At 65.7% G+C, this 17619-nt stretch carries 18 protein-coding genes; 5 read left to right on the top strand and 13 right to left on the bottom strand.

Annotated elements, in window-relative coordinates:
- Positions 1–89 precede the first annotated feature (89 nt).
- A complete protein-coding gene (locus tag OU994_RS14235) occupies positions 90–1664 on the bottom strand; it encodes a methyl-accepting chemotaxis protein (protein WP_281611290.1) in 1575 nt (524 codons plus the stop codon).
- Positions 1665–2051: 387 nt separating this feature from the next.
- On the opposite strand from OU994_RS14235, the gene OU994_RS14230 reads away from it, so the two are divergent.
- A complete protein-coding gene (locus OU994_RS14230; protein WP_131146324.1) occupies positions 2052–2540 on the top strand; it encodes a hypothetical protein in 489 nt (162 codons plus the stop codon).
- A gap of 114 nt (positions 2541–2654) precedes the next feature.
- Here the strand turns inward: OU994_RS14230 and OU994_RS14225 are convergent, their stop codons facing one another.
- From OU994_RS14225 to OU994_RS14210, 4 genes are all read right to left on the bottom strand, one after another.
- Complete coding sequence (locus OU994_RS14225; RefSeq protein WP_281611640.1) at positions 2655–4961, bottom strand: FdhF/YdeP family oxidoreductase; 2307 nt, start codon at positions 4959–4961, stop codon at positions 2655–2657.
- Positions 4962–5082: 121 nt separating this feature from the next.
- Positions 5083–6099, bottom strand: coding sequence for an AI-2E family transporter (locus tag OU994_RS14220; RefSeq protein WP_131146325.1), 1017 nt, complete (start codon positions 6097–6099; stop codon positions 5083–5085).
- A gap of 25 nt (positions 6100–6124) precedes the next feature.
- Positions 6125–7117, bottom strand: a complete 993-nt coding sequence (locus OU994_RS14215) for a ribonuclease Z (protein ID WP_281611289.1) — start codon at positions 7115–7117, stop codon at positions 6125–6127.
- 71 nt (positions 7118–7188) lie between these two features.
- Positions 7189–8187, bottom strand: coding sequence for an OmpA family protein (locus tag OU994_RS14210; protein ID WP_281611288.1), 999 nt, complete (start codon positions 8185–8187; stop codon positions 7189–7191).
- 97 nt (positions 8188–8284) lie between these two features.
- On the opposite strand from OU994_RS14210, the gene OU994_RS14205 reads away from it, so the two are divergent.
- Complete coding sequence (locus OU994_RS14205) at positions 8285–8650, top strand: DUF5710 domain-containing protein (protein WP_281611287.1); 366 nt, start codon at positions 8285–8287, stop codon at positions 8648–8650.
- A 9-nt stretch (positions 8651–8659) separates the two neighbouring features.
- On the opposite strand, the gene OU994_RS14200 is transcribed toward OU994_RS14205, so the two are convergent.
- Together OU994_RS14200 and OU994_RS14195 are read right to left on the bottom strand one after the other, a co-directional pair.
- Positions 8660–8926 (bottom strand): UBP-type zinc finger domain-containing protein, encoded by a 267-nt coding sequence (locus OU994_RS14200; protein ID WP_281611286.1) that lies wholly within the window; start codon positions 8924–8926, stop codon positions 8660–8662.
- Positions 8927–9006: 80 nt separating this feature from the next.
- Positions 9007–9420: a secondary thiamine-phosphate synthase enzyme YjbQ gene (locus OU994_RS14195; protein WP_281611285.1), complete on the bottom strand. Its 414-nt coding sequence runs from the start codon at positions 9418–9420 to the stop codon at positions 9007–9009.
- Positions 9421–9482: 62 nt separating this feature from the next.
- On the opposite strand from OU994_RS14195, the gene OU994_RS14190 reads away from it, so the two are divergent.
- Positions 9483–9731, top strand: a complete 249-nt coding sequence (locus OU994_RS14190) for a DUF3297 family protein (protein WP_131146330.1) — start codon at positions 9483–9485, stop codon at positions 9729–9731.
- Positions 9732–9799: 68 nt separating this feature from the next.
- Here OU994_RS14190 and OU994_RS14185 read toward each other — a convergent pair whose 3' ends face one another.
- Positions 9800–10171: a GFA family protein gene (locus OU994_RS14185; RefSeq protein WP_281611284.1), complete on the bottom strand. Its 372-nt coding sequence runs from the start codon at positions 10169–10171 to the stop codon at positions 9800–9802.
- Positions 10172–10184: 13 nt separating this feature from the next.
- Positions 10185–10688 (bottom strand): nuclear transport factor 2 family protein, encoded by a 504-nt coding sequence (locus OU994_RS14180; protein ID WP_131146332.1) that lies wholly within the window; start codon positions 10686–10688, stop codon positions 10185–10187.
- An 89-nt stretch (positions 10689–10777) separates the two neighbouring features.
- Here OU994_RS14180 and OU994_RS14175 point away from each other — a divergent pair, with 89 nt between their 5' ends.
- Complete coding sequence (locus OU994_RS14175; RefSeq protein ID WP_281611283.1) at positions 10778–12958, top strand: hypothetical protein; 2181 nt, start codon at positions 10778–10780, stop codon at positions 12956–12958.
- On the opposite strand, the gene map is transcribed toward OU994_RS14175, so the two are convergent.
- Positions 12927–13760: a type I methionyl aminopeptidase gene (gene map / locus OU994_RS14170; RefSeq protein ID WP_281611282.1), complete on the bottom strand. Its 834-nt coding sequence runs from the start codon at positions 13758–13760 to the stop codon at positions 12927–12929. The genes OU994_RS14175 and map overlap by 32 nt on opposite strands.
- 232 nt (positions 13761–13992) lie before the next feature.
- Here map and OU994_RS14165 point away from each other — a divergent pair, with 232 nt between their 5' ends.
- Complete coding sequence (locus OU994_RS14165; RefSeq protein WP_281611281.1) at positions 13993–14688, top strand: DNA alkylation repair protein; 696 nt, start codon at positions 13993–13995, stop codon at positions 14686–14688.
- Between the two features lie 226 nt (positions 14689–14914).
- Here the strand turns inward: OU994_RS14165 and OU994_RS31740 are convergent, their stop codons facing one another.
- The 3 genes from OU994_RS31740 to OU994_RS14155 all read right to left on the bottom strand — a co-directional run bounded on the left by OU994_RS31740 (position 14915) and on the right by OU994_RS14155 (position 17427).
- Positions 14915–15352, bottom strand: a complete 438-nt coding sequence (locus OU994_RS31740; RefSeq protein WP_373922593.1) for an integrase core domain-containing protein — start codon at positions 15350–15352, stop codon at positions 14915–14917.
- A 99-nt stretch (positions 15353–15451) separates the two neighbouring features.
- The gene (locus OU994_RS14160; protein ID WP_281608671.1) at positions 15452–16648 is read right to left on the bottom strand and encodes an IS256 family transposase; all 1197 of its coding nucleotides are present in this window, start codon (positions 16646–16648) and stop codon (positions 15452–15454) included.
- A gap of 110 nt (positions 16649–16758) precedes the next feature.
- The gene (locus OU994_RS14155) at positions 16759–17427 is read right to left on the bottom strand and encodes a helix-turn-helix domain-containing protein (RefSeq protein WP_281611280.1); all 669 of its coding nucleotides are present in this window, start codon (positions 17425–17427) and stop codon (positions 16759–16761) included.
- Between the last annotated feature and the right edge of the window lie 192 nt (positions 17428–17619).

Raw genomic sequence — 17619 nt, 5'->3', positions numbered from 1 at the left:
AGGAGCCAGTCGGGAACCCGGAAAGGGTGGGAGGCGTAGATGGGGAGGCCGGGGTCGCACGGCCACCCCGGCCAGGGAACAGGGAGGCGCTACGCGGCGCGCAACTTGAACACGGCCACCGATTCGTCGAGCTGGCGCGCCTGCTGGCGCAGCGACGCGGCAGCGGCGGCCGCCTGTTCGACCAGTGCCGCGTTTTGCTGGGTGGTGCTGTCGATGTGGGCGATCGCCTCGTCCACCTGCTCGATGCCCTGCTGCTGCTCGCCGCTTGCCAGCGATATCTGCTGCACCACGGCCGCCACCTGCTGCACGCTGTCCAGCACTTCGCGCATGGTGGAACCGGCGCGGTCGACCAGCGCCCGGCCCGCCGCCACTTCCGACACGGAGGCGGTGATGAGCTCGCGGATCTCCTTGGCGGCCACCGACGAGCGCTGTGCCAGGCTGCGCACTTCGCTGGCGACGACCGCGAAGCCGCGGCCCTGCTCGCCCGCACGTGCCGCCTCCACCGCGGCATTGAGCGCCAGGATATTGGTCTGGAAGGCAATGCTGTCGATGACGCCGATGATGTCGGCGATCTGCGCCGACGTGCCATCGATCCTGCCCATCGTGCGCACCACTTCGGCCACCGTGGCGCTGCTGCGGGCGGACACGTCGGTGGCCTTGCCGGCCAGGCCGGCGGCCGCATCGGCATTGTCGCGGTTTTGCCGCACCGTGCCGGTCAGTTCGCTCATCGACGCGGCGGTTTCCTCCAGCGCGCCGGCCTGCGCCTCGGTGCGGGCGGACAGGTCGGCATTGCCGGCGGCGATCTCGGCCGATGCCACGGCGATGGACTGGGTGCCGCTGCGCACCTGGGCCACGATGCGCGACAGGTTGCCGCTCATCGTGCCCAGCGCACGCAGCAGGTCGCCGATTTCATCGCCGCGGGTAGTCTGCACGTCGCTGCGCAGGTCTCCGGCCGCCACTTCCCTGGCGATGCCGAGGGCATGCGACAAGGGCCTGATAATGCCGCGCACCAGCATCAGCACGATCAGCGCGCCGATCGCCACGGCGGCCACCAGCAGCACCAGCAGCGTCGTCACGGAATTGCGGTACACCTCGTCGTTGCGCGCCGCCACGGCCGCCACGCGGCTCGCCGCATCCTTGCGGATCGAGTCGACGATGGCATCGATATGTTCGGTGGCGCCGCGGTCCATGCCGCGCACCAGCGCATCGACCTGCTGCGCGCCGGTGGGATCGGCACCGTCGAAGCGGCCCAGCGCATCGAGGTATCGCTTGCCCAGTTCGCCATGCAGGCGCAGGGCTTCATCGACCGCCGTGGTCGCCATCCCCAGCGTGCCGAGCGTGCCTTTCAGTTCCGTCAACTTGGCCGCGGTGGCTGCGGCACTGTCGGTGAAGGCGCGGGTGTACTTGTCCCGCTGTGCCGGATCGTGGCCGCGCAACAGGATGTTCTTCCATTCCTGCACCTGGATCTTGAAGTCGACCTGCGCCGAGCGGGCGCCATCGACCGCACGCATCAGGCCGCCGGCCTCGGCGAAACCGGCGGCATTTCGCGCGTTCATGTCGCCCAGGGCACGCCAGCCGGTGAGCCCGACCGCAAGCAAGGTCAGCAGGAAGAAGGCGGCAAGCAGGGCCAGGCGAACGCCTATTTTCAGGTCAGCGAATTTCATGGTGTGGGAGCCAGGGAAGAATGAGCGACCGGGGAAGTCGCAAGAGGCAGTCTCAAGAGAATTCTCAAGAACGGGCGGGGTTGACGAAGTTTCGACGAACTGTTGACGGACGTTTGACGATTCTTGACGAAGCATGAAGCATGAAGCATGAAGCATGAAGCATGAAGCATGAAGCATGAAGCATGAAGCATGAAGCATGAAGCATGAAGCATGAAGCATGAAGCATGAAGCATGAAGCATGAAGCATGAAGCATGAAGCAGTTGCCAAAACTAATGCTCCATGTCAACATTATAGCACACGGGCGGTTGATTTCCCAGTACGGGCGCGGTCGTGCATCGCATGCGTGGCGGCCCGTGTACACTGATGTTTTTCAGACCATGTCACCGATGTCCATCTTTTCCAAAGCCGCGATCAAGCACGAGGCCGACGTGGCCGCCGCCCAGCAGGCCGAGCAGGAACAGGCTGCGCGCCAGGCCCGGCTCGACTTTCGCGAACAATACCGCAACACGCTCGAGAACGTGATCCGCCCGCAGCTTGCCGCGATGCGCAAGCAGATGTACGAGCACGACTACGATGGCAAGATCGAGGAAGGCAACGACGGCTGGAACGATTTCGTGCGCCTCACCTTCGTGCCCGACAAGAACCGCCTGGCCGCGCACGCGGGGCGCGATGCCTGCACGCTGACCTTCACCGCGCTGGAGAGCACCTGCCTGCTGGAATGGGAAAGCGCCTTCGACCGGCACGCCCGCGATGGCTCCGGCAAGGAAGGCGGCACGATTCCCTGCGCCCAGCTGACCGCCGAGCGCCTGGAGCAGATGCTGGCCACGTTCTTCGACAAGGCCTTCGAGGCGCGGCGGCTGCGCCGCCTGAGCTGACCTGGCCTTCTGCCGCCTGGCCAGGCCCGCCCTGGCCTGCCCTGCCTCGTCTTTTCCTGCCCTGTCTTGCCCTGTCCTGCCCTGTCCTGCCCTGTCTTTACCTGTCTTTCGTGGCTAACCCTGGCTTGCCTGGACGGCCACGCCGGCCCGCTCCAGCAGCACGGGAATCTGCTTGAACGCGGGCGTGTTGGCGCCGCGCGCCACCAGCGCCGGCGACAGCAGCGGCGTCAGTTCCGGGAAATAGCCGAACACATCGTCGCCCGCCTGGCCGGTGGCCACCAGCCGGATGCCATCCACGTGGCGCTCGATACCGTCCGGCGACGCGGCGCGGACCCGCACCACGTCGCCGTCGGCGAAGCCCAGCCTGGCCAGCGTGCCGCTCCCGACGAACAGCAGGTGCCGCGTACCGTGCACGCCTCGATAGCGGTCCACCTCCCCTTTCGGGTCGCGGTAGACGGTCGTGTTGTACTGCCGGTGCGCGCGGATCGTGGCCAGGCACAGCACCCGGTCGCCGTATTGCGCCCGGGCGCGCGCCATGGCCGTGTCGCGTGGCAGCGCATGCGCGACGAAGCGGGCCTTGTGCACGGCCGTGTGCCATTCGCGCCGCCCCGCGCTGTTGGGCAGGTGGAAGCCCTTGTCGTGGCGGATACGCTCGTTATAGCCCGCGAAGCCGTCGACGGCGCCGTCGGCCACGCGCTCGATCAGCGTGCGCGTGGCATCGTAGTCGGTGCCGATGGTGTCCCAGTCGATCGGCGAGGCCGCCAGCGTATGCCGCGCCAGCTGGCTGACGATGTAGGGCTCGGAGCGCAGCAGTTCGCCGGCCGGGCGGTTGGTGCCCATCGAAGCGTGCACCATCGACGCGGTATCCTCGACGCTGACGCACTGCGGGCCGGACGGTTGAACGTCGAGCTCGGTACGGCCCAGGCAAGGCAACAGCAGCCCGGTGCGGCCCGGATACAGGTGCGTGCGGTTCAGCTTGGTGGCGATGTGCACCGTGAGCCGGGTTTGCGACAGCGCGTCCAGCACGCGCGGCGTGTCCGGCGCGGCGACGGCGAAGTTGCCGCCCAGCGCCAGGAAGGCTAGCACGCTGCCGTCCAGCAGCCCGTCGATCGTGCCGACCGCATCGCGCCCGGGCGCCGCCGGCGGCGTGAAGCCGAACACCCGCTGCAGGCCGGCCAGCCAGGCCGGCTTGGGCCGGCTAGTAATGCCTACCGTGCGGTCGCCCTGCACGTTGGAATGGCCCCGCACCGGCATCAGGCCGGCGCCCGGTTTGCCGACATTGCCGCGCAACAGCATCAGATTGACCAGGGTCTGGATCGTTTCGATGGCGAATTCGTTCTGCGTCAGCCCCATGCACCAGGCGGCGATGGTGGCCGGCGAGGCAATATAGAACCCGGCCGCCTCCTCCATCTGCGCACGGGTCAGCCCGCTGGCATCCTCGATGTCCGGCCAGGCCTGGCCGGTGACCAGGTCGCGGAACGCCGCGAAGCCGTCGGTATGCGTGTCGATGAAGTCTGCGTCGACGGCGCCGCCTTCCATCACCGCCTTGGCGATGCCCGTGATGGCGGCCAGGTCGCCGCCGATACGCACGCGGTAATAGGCGTCGGCCAGTTGCGTGCCCGTGCCGCCCAGCAGTTCGCCGGGCGATTGCGGGTCGGCGAACGCTTCCAGCCCGCGCTCGCGCAGCGGGTTGAAGACGATGATGCGGCAACCGCGTTTCTTCGCCTCGCGCAGGTCGGCCAGCATGCGCGGGTGATTCGATCCCGGGTTGTGGCCGAAGCTCATGATCAGCTGCGTGTGCGCGAAATCGGCGCGCGTGACGGTGGACTTGCCCACGCCGATCGAATCCGTCAGCGCCTGGCCGGACGATTCGTGGCACAGGTTCGACGAATCCGGCAGGTTGTTGGTGCCGAAGGCGCGCGCGAACAGCTGGTATGCGAAGGCCGCCTCGTTGCTGCTGCGGCCGGACGTGTAGAACGCTGCCCGGTCCGGATCGCCCAGCGCGCGCAGTTCCGCGCCGGCCAGCGCGAACGCGGCATCCCAGCCGATCTCGCGGTAGGTGTCGCTGGCGGCGTCGTACAGCAGCGGCGCGGTCAGGCGTCCCGCCGCTTCCAGCTCGACGTGCTCCAGCGCGCGCAGCGCGGTAACAGTATTGGCAGCAAAGAAGGCGGGGGTGGCCCGCGCCTTGCCGGATTCATGGGCAATCGCCCAGGCACCCTGTTCGCAGAAGTCGACCGACTTGCTGTCCGGCGAGTCGGGATAGGCGCAGCCGGGGCAGTCGACGCCGCGCGGCTGGTTCAGCCGGGGCAGCGTGGCCAGCGCCTGGGCGCCGGGATTGCCGATCAGCGCCTTGGCCGTACCGTGCAGCGAGCCGAAGCCGCCCGCCGGCTTGTTGTATGGCTCGATGCGCTGTTGCGTGATCCTTTGCGCGATCCTGTATGGCTTGTCCTGGCCTGGTTCGATATTGCCGGGCTGGCTGTCGCCCGGCCTGCTTACCTGGGGAACGATGGGGATGAACTTGGTCATCCCGCTATTGTAGCGTTCAGATCAGCTCGCGTGCCCGCAGCTCATCCTTGACGTACGCGTAAAACACGGGCGCGGCGATCACGCCCGGCACGCCGAACACGGCTTCGGCGAACAGCATCGCGGCCAGCAATTCCCAGGCGCGCGCGTTGATGTGCGAACCGATGATGCGCGCGTTCAGGAAATATTCGAGCTTGTGCACCACCACCATGAACGCCAGCCCGGCAATGGCCACGTGCAGCGAATGCGACAGGCTGACCACGACCAGCACCGTGTTCGAGATCAGGTTGCCGATCACGGGCAGCAGGCCAGCCAGGAACGTGATCGCCACCACCGTCTTCGACAGCGGCAGGTGCACGCCGGCCATCGGCAGCACGATGAACACGAAGATCGCCGTGATGATGGTGTTGATCCCCGAGATCCACACCTGTGCGAAGACGATGTTGCGGAAGGCGTGCGACAGGAAACGGGCGCGCTGCAGCAGCGCTTCCGCGAACGGCCGGTGCGGCGCGCCATCCTCGTTCGCATCGTGCAGCGATGCCATCAGGCCGATCACCATGCCGAGCAGGATGCGCGTCAGCGTCTTGCCCACTTCCGCGCCGGCCGCCTGTGCCGCGCCGGCATGCTCGCGCAGCCACGCGGTGACCGCCTCGCGCCAGGAATAGGCATCGACCGGCAGGTGTTCGCTGATCCACGGCGGGATCTGGTCGCGCGATGCATCGATGATGTCGGCCAGGCGCACGAACAGGTGCGTGATGCTGTGCGAATCGAGGCGCAGCAGCACCACCAGCCCCCAGGTGGCCAGCCCGAGCAGGCCGACGATCAGCGCGCCGATGACGGCCGCGGCCACCATCCGCGCCCGGACATCGCTGATGCGCCGGCCCAGCGCGGGCGCGATCGCATGGATCAGCGAAAACATCAGCAAGCCGGCGAATAGTGCGCCCAGCAAGCCGTTCTTCAGCACGAGCAGCAGCAACAGGGCGATGAGCAGGTAGGAAGCGATGACGCTGTAGCGGGTCTGGAGGTTGGGCGGCATGGTGGCGTGGGCGGTTGAGCCGGCATTATGCACCAGGGCCACGCACATCCGACAACATTCCTTGCTTGTCCAGCGCAAGGCGTGCCAGGTCGCGCGCCATGAACAGGTGTCCCGCATACTCGGCGCGGGCTTCGGCCTCCACGTCGGCCAGCGCCAGCGCACCGGGGCGCACGCTTTCCGGGTCCTGGTAGCGGGGGCTGAAATGGGTCAGCACCAGGTTCGGAACGGCCGCCTCGCGGGCAAACCGCGCCACCATCCGCGCCGAACTGTGCTGCGGGCCGGGCCCCACCTTTTCCAGGATGGCCTGGGTGTACGTGGCTTCATGCACCAGCACATCGGCATCGCGCACGGCATCGGCCAGCAGGCCGGGCGTGTCGTTGTCGCCGGCGATCACGATGCGGCGCGGGCGGCGCGGCGGCTGCAGCACATCGGCCGAGCGCACCGGCCGGCCATCCGGGAGCGTCACGTCGTCCCCGGCCTGCAGCACGCCCCACAGCGGCCCGCGCGGCACGCCGGCCGCCGCCAGCCTTGCCGCATCGAGCCGGCGTTCGACGGTTTTTTCGGTGAAACCATAGGCATACGACGGGATGCGGTGCGACAGCGCGGCGGTATCGACCGCCAGGTCGGACAGCAGGCCGGCATCCAGCAGGCCGCGGGCCGCGCCGGCCACGTCGATAAACTCGACCGGATACGGCAGCTGCAGGGCGGTGGTCTCCATCACGCCGCGCACGTAGCGCTCCAGCGGCGCCGGGCCCACGATCGCCAGCGGCGCCGTGCGGTTCAGCAGGCCTGCGCTGGCCAGCAACCCTGGCAAGCCATAGCAATGGTCGCCATGCAGGTGCGTGATGAAGATCGCTCGCAAGTCGTGCGGCGACAGCGGCGTGCGCAGGATGCGGTGCTGCGTGCCCTCCCCGCAATCGACCAGCACCCAGCCGCCCGCCGTGCGCAGCGCCACGCCCGCCACGTTGCGCGTCCTGGTGGGAGTGCCCGATGAGGTGCCGAGAAATTGCAGTTCCATGGAATGCCTGGGTCGCCGATGGCCGATTATCGGCGATTCCCTGCAGGCGCGGCGTTTGAACCGTCCCTCACCTATTGCTTCACCAGCTCCACGCGCCGGTTCTTTTCGCGGCCCGGCTCGGCATCGTTCGACGCCACCGGCGCATACGCACCGACGCCCTTGGCGCTCAGCCGTTTCGCGTCGATCCGGTAGTCCGTGGCCAGCGTCTTCACCACGGATTCGGCGCGCTTCTGCGACAGGTCCATGTTGTGCGCGGGCGAACCCTGGTTGTCGGTGTGGCCGACGATGTGCACCTTCAGGTCGCGGTCCGCCTGCAGCAGCTTGGCCATCTCGGCCAGCGCTTCCTTCGATTCGGGCTTGACGGCGGTCTTGTCGGTATCGAAGTACACGCCATACACGGCCACCTTGCCTTCCGCGGCCAGGCTCTTCGCCATGTCGCCGGCGCTCAGCGCCGTGGTCACCTTGCCGGTTTCCATCGGCTTGCCCTCCACGATGTGCAGCAGCACGCCACCGAAATAGCTGCCTGCCGGTGGCACGACGTAGATCGCCACATGGACGGTAGTGCCATCCGCCTGAGTGCCCTTGGCCACCAGGTAACGCGCATCTTTGCCACCGTAATACAGCGAGTTGCGGTAGCCCCCCTGCACGAAGCCGCTCTTGTCGATATGGTTCCGCATCATGAAGCTGTCCAGGTACTCGCCGCAGGTCTGCAGCGCGCAACTGTAGAGGGTTTTCAGGCCGGCCTTTTCCAGTGCGGACTGGTAATTCCGGAAAACTTCCAGCGACGACCGGTCCTTTTCGTAGACATAGCCGATGCGCGTGTACTTTCCTTCCAGCTTCAGCGAAGCGTCCATGACCATCTCGCTGTTCTTGTAGTACACCTTGCCGGTAGGGAGCAGCGCCTCCTCGTACTGCCGCACATCGTAGGCCACCATCTTCGAACCCTCGAACCTGGACAGCAGCGGATGGTCCGCGCCGTTCTTGACAGCATCGCCGCCCTTCAACTGGGCGTGGACGGCGGGTGCGACGACGGCGCACAGGAAGAGAGCGGAGAGTCGGTTGAGGCGCATGATGATCCCGGAACGAATTGAAGGTACGCGCATTCTAAGTATGAAATGTTTTTTTGACAACGCGAATCCGATCGATGGGCATGCCGCCGTTGCTATAATGCGTGCCCTCGACAACGCACCTGCCGCCATGACCACCGACCTGCCCTTCGATCCACCGTACAAGCTCGCCCTCGACACGCCGCAAGGCAAACGCTGGGTCGAAGTGCTGGCCGACGGCAGCCAGGTCGACACCACGCCGCCGGCCACCACGTTGCCGCCGCCCGGCACGCGCGTGGACAACGCACCACGCGGCGGCAATGGCGGTGGCGGCGGCGCGTCGGCCAAGGCGCAGGTCTTCCTGAACGTGCCGTTCGCGGAAAAGGACGAAGCCAAACGCCTGGGCGCGCGGTGGGATCCCACGCGCAAGAAGTGGTATGTGCCGAACGGCGTCGACGCCGAACAGTTCAGCCGCTGGACAGCCTGAGCGCGGCCGTCAGATCGGGTCGAACATGCGCTGGTCCACGTAGCACCATCCCCACGTTTCGCCCGGCTGCTGCGAGCGCATCATGGCGTGCCGGGTCGCGTGGAAATGCTTCGTCGCGTGCCGGTTCTTCGACTGGTCGCAGCAGCCGACATGGCCGCACACCAGGCAGGTGCGAAGGTGCACCCACGTGTCGCCCGTCTTCAGGCATTCCTCGCAACCGTCCGTGCGCGGCGCGTGGGTATGGATCTGGCTGAAATGTTCGCACTGGTCGCTCATCGCATTCTCCGTTCAACGAAGCGCCAGCATACCCCCGCGCCCGCGCCGGGTCAGCGGCCCATTCGGGAGAGGCGCGAGCGTCAGCCCAGCACCGTGACGACCACGCTGCGCCGGTGCGGCGCCGTGCGGTGCTCCCACAGGTAGATGCCCTGCCACGTGCCGAGCAGCAGCCGCCCGCCGCCCACCGGCACCGTCACCGCCGTATCGGTCAGCATCGCGCGGGCATGCGCCGCCATGTCGTCCGGCCCTTCGGTGTCGTGGCGATATGCGGGGTCGCCGTCCGGCGCCAGCCGCGCCACGATGGTTTCCAGGTCGCGCCGCACGTCCGGGTCGGCGTTCTCGGTAATGGTCAGCGAGCAGCTGGTGTGCTGGACGAACACGTGCGCCACGCCGCATGCGATGCCGGACTCGCGCACGACCTTGCCGACGGCGTCCGTGATGTCGCGCGTGCCGCGGCCGGACAGGGTAAATTCCAGGATAGCCTGATGAGCCAAGGGGTGGTTCTCCAGCGGTATGGTGTTGTCGTGCGCCGCCATCTGAAGGATAATTGGCGCCCATGAACGATACCACTCAACGCCCAGAACTGCCGGACCACCTGTCCACGGACCCGCGCAGCTCCTTCCACGTGCCTGCCGTGTTCGAACACGACATCGGCATCCGTTTCAACGACAAGGAACGTTTCGACGTCTCCGAATACTGCATCAGCGAAGGCTGGATCAAGGTCCCGGCCGGCAAGTCGCTGGACCGCAAGGGCCAGCCGATGCTGATCAAGCTGAAGGGCAAGGTCGAAGCGTTCTATCGCTGATGGCTTGCTGCTGATGGCTTGCTGCTGATGGCTTGCCGCTGCCGGCAATTCACCGGCAGCCGTGCTTCTTACGTTTCCCTCACCGGCAGCCACGCCGGTTTTGTTTCACTATACAACTCACGCTCGACAGGGCCGTCGTACGGCGGCTCCAGCGTGCCCAGCGTGACCGCGATCGTGTCCGGCGATTGCGTGCTGCGCCAGGTCAGCGTCGAACCGCAGACGCGGCAGAAGCCGCGCCGGCCGTGCTCGGACGATGCATATTCCACCACCAGTTCCTGCCCGCGCTCGACCACGAAGCCGTCCGCGCGCACGTTCGCATACGATCCCGCCGCCGCGCCATGCTGCTTCTGGCACATCGTGCAGTAACAATGGCTGGCATGGTGGACCGGCCCGTCGGCCCGGTACGCCACGCCGCCACACAGGCAGCTTCCTCTCAGCATCGCGATTCCCTCCCTACTTCGACGACAGGTTCATGGTCTGTACCGCCAGCAGCTTGCACTGGCCATCCACGTTCACATAAGTACGCATGAACTGGTAGCGGTTGGTCTTGAAGCCCTGGCCATCGGCGTTCCACTGCTCGACGATCGACACGCCGTGCAGCACCGCTGTATCGCCCAGCGCCCGGGCCTGCACGCCGGTGGTGGTGCGCGACTTGAACCGCGCCGGCTTGTCCATGCGCGCCAGCAGCACCGGCTTGGTCTCGATCTCCGAGCCCAGCGTGTGCACCCACACGTAATCGTCGGCCAGCGCCTCGCGCAGGAACGCCGCGTTGCCGGTGGCGAGGGCCGCCTCGTACTGGCGGTCGCGCTCGACCAGCGCCTCGGCGGGCAGGCAGGAAGCGGCCAGCGCGGGCAATGGCAGGGCACAGGCGAGCAGCAGGTATTTTTTCATGGCGATAACGATGACGATGACGGCGGGCTGCCAGTGTACGCCGAACGCCGCGCCGCTGGCCAGCACCGCTCATCCTGTTGAGCGAATGGCGGGCGGCGTTGGCAGCGTTCCGTTTTGCGACTTACCATGGCCCGATACCAATACCGGGGACACCCATGCCGTCAAACCGCACCGCCCTTCCTCTCCGCGCCGCCGTGCTGGCCGATTTCGTTCTGGCTCATCTCGTACTGGCCACAGTGGTACTGGTCAATCCGGCGCATGCCGCGCCGATCGACCGCCAGGCCGTCGTCGCGCGCCACAACCCGCACCTGACACAGGTCGACGCCTGGTCGCCCCTGTCGGTCGGCAATGGCCGCTTCGCCTTCACGGCCGACGTGACGGGCCTGCAGACCTTCGCCGACCATTACTGGCGGCACGGCACGGCCACCGAGACGCAGGCGCGCTGGAGCTGGCACACCAATGCCAACCCGCACAACTACAAGCTGGCCGACGCCAACCGTCCGTTCACGGCGCATGGCCGCACGCTGGGCTACCCGACCAACCAGGGCTCGCCGGCCGGCCAGTGGCTGCGTGAAAATCCCCATACGCAGCCGCTGCCGCGCATCGCCTTCGTGCTGGCCGGTGCCGGCGCGCGGCCGCTGGTCCCCGCCGATGCGACGGACGTCGACCAGCGGCTCGACCTGTGGAAAGGCGAGCTGGCCAGCCGCCTGAAACTGGTAGGCCAGCCCGTGTCGGTCACCAGCGCGGCCGATCCGAAGACCGATACGGTGGCACTGCGCATCCGCTCCCCGCTGCTGGCGCGCGGCACGCTGGCGGTACGCATCGCGCTGCCGCTGGGCTATGACCTGAAGGTCAAGCACAACCCGCCGCTGGACTGGACGCAGCCGGCGGCGCATCGCACCAGCGTGCTCGAACAGAAGTCCACGCTGCTGGCCGTGGAACACGTGCGCGAAGGATTGGACAATTCATCGCGCTATGCGATGACGGTGGCCAGCGCGGCGCCGCTGACGATCACCCGGGCCGACGCGCACGCCTTCTTGATCGCCCCTGCGCGCGGCGATATGCTGGACATCACGGTGTCGTTCGCGCAGCAGGGCCGCGCCCCCGCGCCGCGCAGTGCCGACGTGTTCGCGGCCAGCGCGGCGCACTGGAAGCGCTACTGGGAAAGCGGCGCGGCGATCGATTTCGCCGGCAGCACCGACCCGCGCGCCGCCGAACTGGAACGCCGCGTAGTGCTGTCGCAGTACCTGGCCGGCATCCAGCTGGGCGACACCTTGCCCGCGCAGGAAAGCGGCCTCACGACCTCCACCTGGTACGGCAAGCACCACACGGAAATGGTGTGGTGGCACACGGCGCACTTCGCGCTGTGGGGACGGCCGGAATACACGGCCCGTACCCTGACCTGGTTCCAGCGCACCCTTCCCGCGGCACGCGCCGTGGCGGCCGAACGGGGCCTGAAAGGCGCCCGCTGGATGAAGATGACCGGTCCCGAGGGCCGCGAAAGCCCGGGCGGCAATCCGCTGATCGTATGGAACCAGCCGCACCCGATCCACCTGGCGGAACTGATGTACCGCGCCGATCCGTCGAAGGCCACGCTGGAACGCTATCGCGAACTGGTGATGGAAACCGCGGCCGGCATGGCCTCGATGCTGCACTGGGAGGCGGCGCGAGAGCGCTATGTACTGGGGCCGCCGATGTGGATCGCGCAGGAGATCTACGACCAGGCCACCAGCATGAATCCCACCTATGAACTGAGCTACTGGGCACGCGGCCTGGAGATCGCCCAGCAATGGCGCGAGCGCCTCGGCCTGCCGCGCGACGCGGACTGGGAACACCGCCGCACCCACCTGTCGGCGCTGCCGCAGAAGGATGGCAAGTACGTCGCCATCGAAAGCACGCCGGACACCTGGGACAACATCGCCAGCCGCCATGACCATCCCTCGTTCCTGATGGCGCTGGGCCAGTTGCCGGGCGATGGCGTCGACCGCGCCGTGATGCGCCGCACGCTGGACGCCACCCTGGCCAGCTGGGACTGGGCCACCAAGATCTGGGGCTGGGATTACCCGATGGTGGCGATGACCGCGGCCCGCCTGGAAGCGCCGGAGCTGGCGGTGGACGTGCTGCTGAAAACGGATGGCCCGAACAATGCCTACACGGCGGCCGGCCATAACCCCAACACCGGCCTGCCCGTCTACCTGCCCGGCAACGGCGCCCTGCTGGCCGCCGTGGGCATGATGGCGGGCGGCTGGGATGGCGGCCCGGAGCGGCCCGCGCCGGGGTTCCCGGACAATGGCAAGTGGGTCGTCAAGGCCGAGGGGTTCCAGAAGCTGCCGTGATGGCCGGCCCGGCAGCCGCCCCCGCTGCCGGGTTGGCGACCATGCCACGTTCTTCCGGCCGCAGGGTCAGCACCGCCACGCCGGTGGCCGTCACGGCCACCGTGTGCTCGAACTGCGCGGACAGCGAGCCGTCGCGCGTCACCACCGTCCAGCCATCGCCGAGCGTCTTCACGCTGCGCCCGCCCCGGTTCAGCATCGGTTCGATGGTGAACACCATGCCTTCGCGCAGTTCCATGCCGGTGCCGCGCTCGCCGAAGTGCCGCACCTGCGGCGCCTCGTGCATCTGCCGGCCGATGCCGTGCCCGCAATATTCGCGCACCACCGAACAGCCGTTGCGCTTCGCGTGGCGTTCGATGGCCCAGCCGATATCGCCGAGCCGGGCGCCGGGCCGCACCGCGCGGATACCCTTCCACATCGCTTCGTACGTGGCCTGCACCAGGCGCCTGGCAGCGGGAGCGACTTCCCCGACCAGGTAGGTCTTGCTGGAATCGGCGATGTAGCCGTTCTTTTCCAGCGTGATGTCGAAGTTGACGATATCGCCGTCCTTCAGCGCGTCCGCCGCCGACGGCACGCCATGGCACACGACGTGGTTGACGGATGAATTCAGCACGAAGGCAAAGCCGTACTGCCCCTTGCTGGCGGGACGCGCCGCCAGGTCGTCGACGATGAAGCGCTCGACCATGGCATCGATCTCCAGGGTCGACTTGCCGGCCAGCGGCGTGCGGTCCAGCAGGCTGAACACGGACACCAGCAGGCGGCCCGATTCGGCGAGCAGCGCCACTTCGTGAGATGTCTTCGTCATGCGGCGCTCCCGGCGGGTCCCTGGCTTCCGCGCAGGTGGGGTCGCCCATCCTTTTTCGACAGTCTCGCCATTTCCATGCTCACTCCTTGATATACGCAACGTAAACGAACTATATACGAAACATATAACGACGCCAAGCAGCGCGACGGTGCATGTCCAGACAGGCCGGCAGGTGGCAAAATCAGCGTCCCGCCTGCGCCGCGCGCATGGCCAACCACACAGGAATGCGGTCATGACGGCAAAGGTTTGGGCAACGGTCAGGGATGTCATCGACGGGCTGGCGCCGCTGGCCGACGAAGGCTTAGCTAGCGAGATGAGTGCCTACCAGCGCGGGCAATTCGCCTTCCTCGGCATTCCCGCAGTGCCGCGGCGCGCGGCGGTGGGCAAGCCCGGGAGTGGCCTGAGCGGTGAGGAAGCCCTGCAGGTGGCGGCCCGCTTGTGGGACTTGCCCGGGCGCGAGTACAAATACACGGCGGCCGATGTGCTGCTCCAGGCGGCCGGCCGCCTCGATGGCACAGCGCTGGACCCGCTGCTCGACCTGGCGCAGCGCGAACCCTGGTGGGACACGGTCGACCCGCTCGCCACCGTCATCGGCACGGTGGTGCGCCGCCGGCGCGGCGTGGAACCCGGCGTGTGCGAAGCGATGGATGCGGCATCGGCGCATCCATCACCGTGGGTGCGGCGTATCGCCATGATCCACCAGCGCGGCTGGCGGCTGGACACGGACGAGGCGCGGCTGTTCCGCTATGCGCTGGCGCTGGCCGGCGAGCCCGACTTCTTCATCCGCAAGGCCATCGGCTGGGCGCTGCGCGACTACGGGCGCTGGAATCCGCCCGCGGTGACCGCCTTCCTCGCCACCCACGGCGCCCGCTTCTCGCCGCTGACCGTGCGCGAGGCCCGCAAGCACCTCCCACCCGTCACCAGCTGAACACCTTCGGCAAAAAACCGGTGACAGGCTCCATTTCCCGAAAACCGGTGACAGGCTCCATTTTCAGGCAACACCCGTTGCAACAGAATCGGAGCCTGTCACCGTTTTTAAGCGCGCATGCATGCACCCCAAGGGCGAAGGGCTGGGGTCAGACCCGACGGGTGTATGGTCGGGGGACATAGGTAACACATGTCGGGAGACATGGGTTACACATCATGGACCTATGTTACGACGGATTCTGGAGGTCTATCTCCCGAACTTTATGTTTGCAGAAGAAGACCTCCAGTAGACCGTCGGTGCAAGTTGGACGGATCGCCACAGATTCAGCATGCAGGCCTTCGCCGACGAAGTAGCGGTGATGGCCGTAGGAGAGGTAGCCGTTCTTGTCGACCTTCCTGATCTGGTCATCGGGGAGGTATTCGACAGGTGGCAGGACCGATGGAAAGGACCTGCCGCTACACCGGTACCTGCTAATCGGTGGCTGCTGATTGAGCGATTGGTGAGGTCGTACAGCGTTATAGATCTCGCGCCAAGCATCGAACGCGCTCTGACACTGAGCAAGCGAGCCGTAGCCTCTTCGCCCTATTACCTCAAGTTTCAAGGTTCGATGGAAACGCTCATCCTTACCTTGAGTCTGCGGATGGTTTGGCCTGCTGTGGCCCACAGCAATACCCAGCCGTGCCAGCCATACCTCAAGCTTTGTCAGGATAGTGTCCCCAGGAGTGGTGTATGAGAAGTGATTCTCAAGGGGCTGGGTCCCCGATCAGTTAATCACGGCGGAGAGCCGTGCGGGCTGATTGTCGCTCAAGGACAATAATCCTTCAAGCTGCATGTATCGGCGCTGCAAGGACCACTCGTCATTCTGTTCGAGCATCATGGCCCCGACCAAGCGGATGATGGCGGCATCGTTAGGGAATATACCGATGACGTTGGTTCTACGCTTCACCTCGGCGTTCAATCTTTCAAGCGGATTGGTGCTGTGAATTTGGGTCCGATGCGCTTTCGGGAAGGTCATAAACGTCAGTACCTCGTGCTCAGCATCGTCCATCATCGCAGCCAGTTTCGGAAATTTGGCCCGCAGCTGATCGGCAACGATGCGCCACTGTGCACTGGCCGCTTCCGCAGTTTCCTGCACGAAGATCGTGTTGATCATGGCGAGTACGGCTTGTCGCTGGCCCTTTCCAGCATGGGCCAGGGCATTGCGGATGAAGTGGACGCGGCAGCGCTGCCAGCTCGTTTTGAGTACTTTGCTGGCAGCGGCTTTGAGGCCTTCGTGGGCGTCGGAAATGACCAGCTTCACGCCACGTAGGCCGCGACGCGTCAGACCGCGCAGGAAGTCGGTCCAGAAAGGCTCTGCCTCCGAAGGCCCAGTTGCTACGCCAAGAATCTCACGCACACCATCGGTATTGACGGCCACGGCGATTATCACGGCCACGGAAACGACCCGCCCGGCCTGGCGCGACTTCACGTATGTCGCGTCGATCCACAGGTAAGGCCAATCGCCTTCGATCGGCCGATTCAAGAACGTTTGTACGCGCTCGTCGATCTCTTCGCACAGCCGGGAAACCTGACTTTTCGATACCCCGCTCATGCCCATTGCCTTGACCAGCTCATCGACTGAGCGCGTCGAGATCCCCTGGATGTAGGCTTCTTGGATGACTGCAGTGAGCGCCTTTTCGGCAGTGCGCCTTGGCTCGAGAAAGCCGGGGAAGTAGCTGCCACTGCGCAGCTTCGGGATTTTCAGATCAACCTTGCCGGCCCGGGTTTCGTAAGCCCGGTCACGGTAGCCGTTGCGGCTGTTAATGCGCTCATCGCTGCGTTGGCCGTATGCAGCTTGGCAGAGCGCTTCGACATCCATCTCCATAAGCCGCTGCAGGGCGTGCTGCAGCGTTTGACGGATGAAATCTGCTTCTGCCCCCTTTTCGGCGAGCTCGGATAATGCGATAGTGGCGTCGGTCATTGTGGCTCCTACTGTGGTTTTGTTAAGGTCTTCGCAAACCCAACATTACCTCAAGAATCACAATGGCCGCCCTCAAGCTGCCTTCCTAAACGCCAACTCTGGCGAAGTCTTCATACACCACGCTGCGGGACACAATCCTTTGTCAGTCCGATGAGACCTGTGCTGCCCCATGGCGGGCCGTTGTCGGCGGTGAAGCGAGCAGGCATTCCGTAACGCTCAAATGTCGACTGCAATGCCGTGCGCACAGTGGCGTAGCGTTCGTTACCGCAAGCAGCGATACATAGGCTAAATCGCGAGTGGTCATCTAAAATTGTCAGCGGATGACACCGACCCGCAGCTGTGTCTGTCAGTGCAAAGTGTCCTTTGAAGTCCATCTGCCAAAGGTCATTGGGCAACTCATGCTCAAAGCGCTTGAACACGACGCTCTGACTAATCGGCACGCCAAGAACCTGGCACTCATGGCGCTGCAAGATCGCATGAACGGTGCTGTGATGGGGCCGCTTGACCGTATCCGGCAGTAGCGCGCAAAGCTTGCGAGCTCCCCAGTACGGGTACTCAAAATGCAACGCCAGAACTTGCATCTCAAGCTCACCGTCAGCGGTGCAGGGCGAACAATGCGGCTGCCGTGAGCGATCCTGCAGGCCCCCTTCGCCTTCAGCATGATAACGCTCCAACCACTTGTAAGCAGTCTTGCGGCTGATGCCAAATCGGCGGCAAAGCTCAGCGATGTTTGCCGAAGCGCTCAGTACGAGCAGCACGAATTCCAGTCGGGATGACATAGAGGTGGACTCCTTCCAAGGCATTGCACGCTCCCGTTAATGGATGTGCAATGATCATAAAAGGTGTTACCTATGTCTCCCGACAGATGTTACCCATGTGTCCCGACAAAACACCCGACGGGTCTGACCCCGGATTCTGCCTCTGGGTTTGCTTAAGCTGGCGGCACGACGAAACCGGTGACAGGCACCATT

Origin of the sequence: Pseudoduganella sp. SL102 (assembly GCF_027856995.1) — a bacterium.
Classification (GTDB): domain Bacteria; phylum Pseudomonadota; class Gammaproteobacteria; order Burkholderiales; family Burkholderiaceae_D; genus Rugamonas; species Rugamonas albidiflava.
The sequence above is the reverse complement of the archived record's forward strand: the minus strand, read 5'-3'. Positions and strand labels throughout refer to the sequence as shown.

Excerpts from the sequence above, each read along its gene's own strand:
- OU994_RS14175 (WP_281611283.1), top strand. The coding sequence starts at position 10,778 with ATGCCGTCAAACCGCACCGCCCTTCCTCTCCGCGCCGCCGTGCTGGCC.
- OU994_RS14190 (WP_131146330.1), top strand. The coding sequence starts at position 9,483 with ATGAACGATACCACTCAACGCCCAGAACTGCCGGACCACCTGTCCACG.
- OU994_RS14200 (WP_281611286.1), bottom strand. The coding sequence starts at position 8,926 with ATGAGCGACCAGTGCGAACATTTCAGCCAGATCCATACCCACGCGCCG.
- OU994_RS14235 (WP_281611290.1), bottom strand. The coding sequence starts at position 1,664 with ATGAAATTCGCTGACCTGAAAATAGGCGTTCGCCTGGCCCTGCTTGCC.
- OU994_RS14185 (WP_281611284.1), bottom strand. The coding sequence starts at position 10,171 with ATGCTGAGAGGAAGCTGCCTGTGTGGCGGCGTGGCGTACCGGGCCGAC.
- OU994_RS14215 (WP_281611289.1), bottom strand. The coding sequence starts at position 7,117 with ATGGAACTGCAATTTCTCGGCACCTCATCGGGCACTCCCACCAGGACG.
- OU994_RS14230 (WP_131146324.1), top strand. The coding sequence starts at position 2,052 with ATGTCCATCTTTTCCAAAGCCGCGATCAAGCACGAGGCCGACGTGGCC.
- map (WP_281611282.1), bottom strand. The coding sequence starts at position 13,760 with ATGACGAAGACATCTCACGAAGTGGCGCTGCTCGCCGAATCGGGCCGC.
- OU994_RS14160 (WP_281608671.1), bottom strand. The coding sequence starts at position 16,648 with ATGACCGACGCCACTATCGCATTATCCGAGCTCGCCGAAAAGGGGGCA.
- OU994_RS14155 (WP_281611280.1), bottom strand. The coding sequence starts at position 17,427 with ATGTCATCCCGACTGGAATTCGTGCTGCTCGTACTGAGCGCTTCGGCA.
- OU994_RS14220 (WP_131146325.1), bottom strand. The coding sequence starts at position 6,099 with ATGCCGCCCAACCTCCAGACCCGCTACAGCGTCATCGCTTCCTACCTG.
- OU994_RS14165 (WP_281611281.1), top strand. The coding sequence starts at position 13,993 with ATGACGGCAAAGGTTTGGGCAACGGTCAGGGATGTCATCGACGGGCTG.
- OU994_RS14210 (WP_281611288.1), bottom strand. The coding sequence starts at position 8,187 with ATGCGCCTCAACCGACTCTCCGCTCTCTTCCTGTGCGCCGTCGTCGCA.
- OU994_RS14205 (WP_281611287.1), top strand. The coding sequence starts at position 8,285 with ATGCGTGCCCTCGACAACGCACCTGCCGCCATGACCACCGACCTGCCC.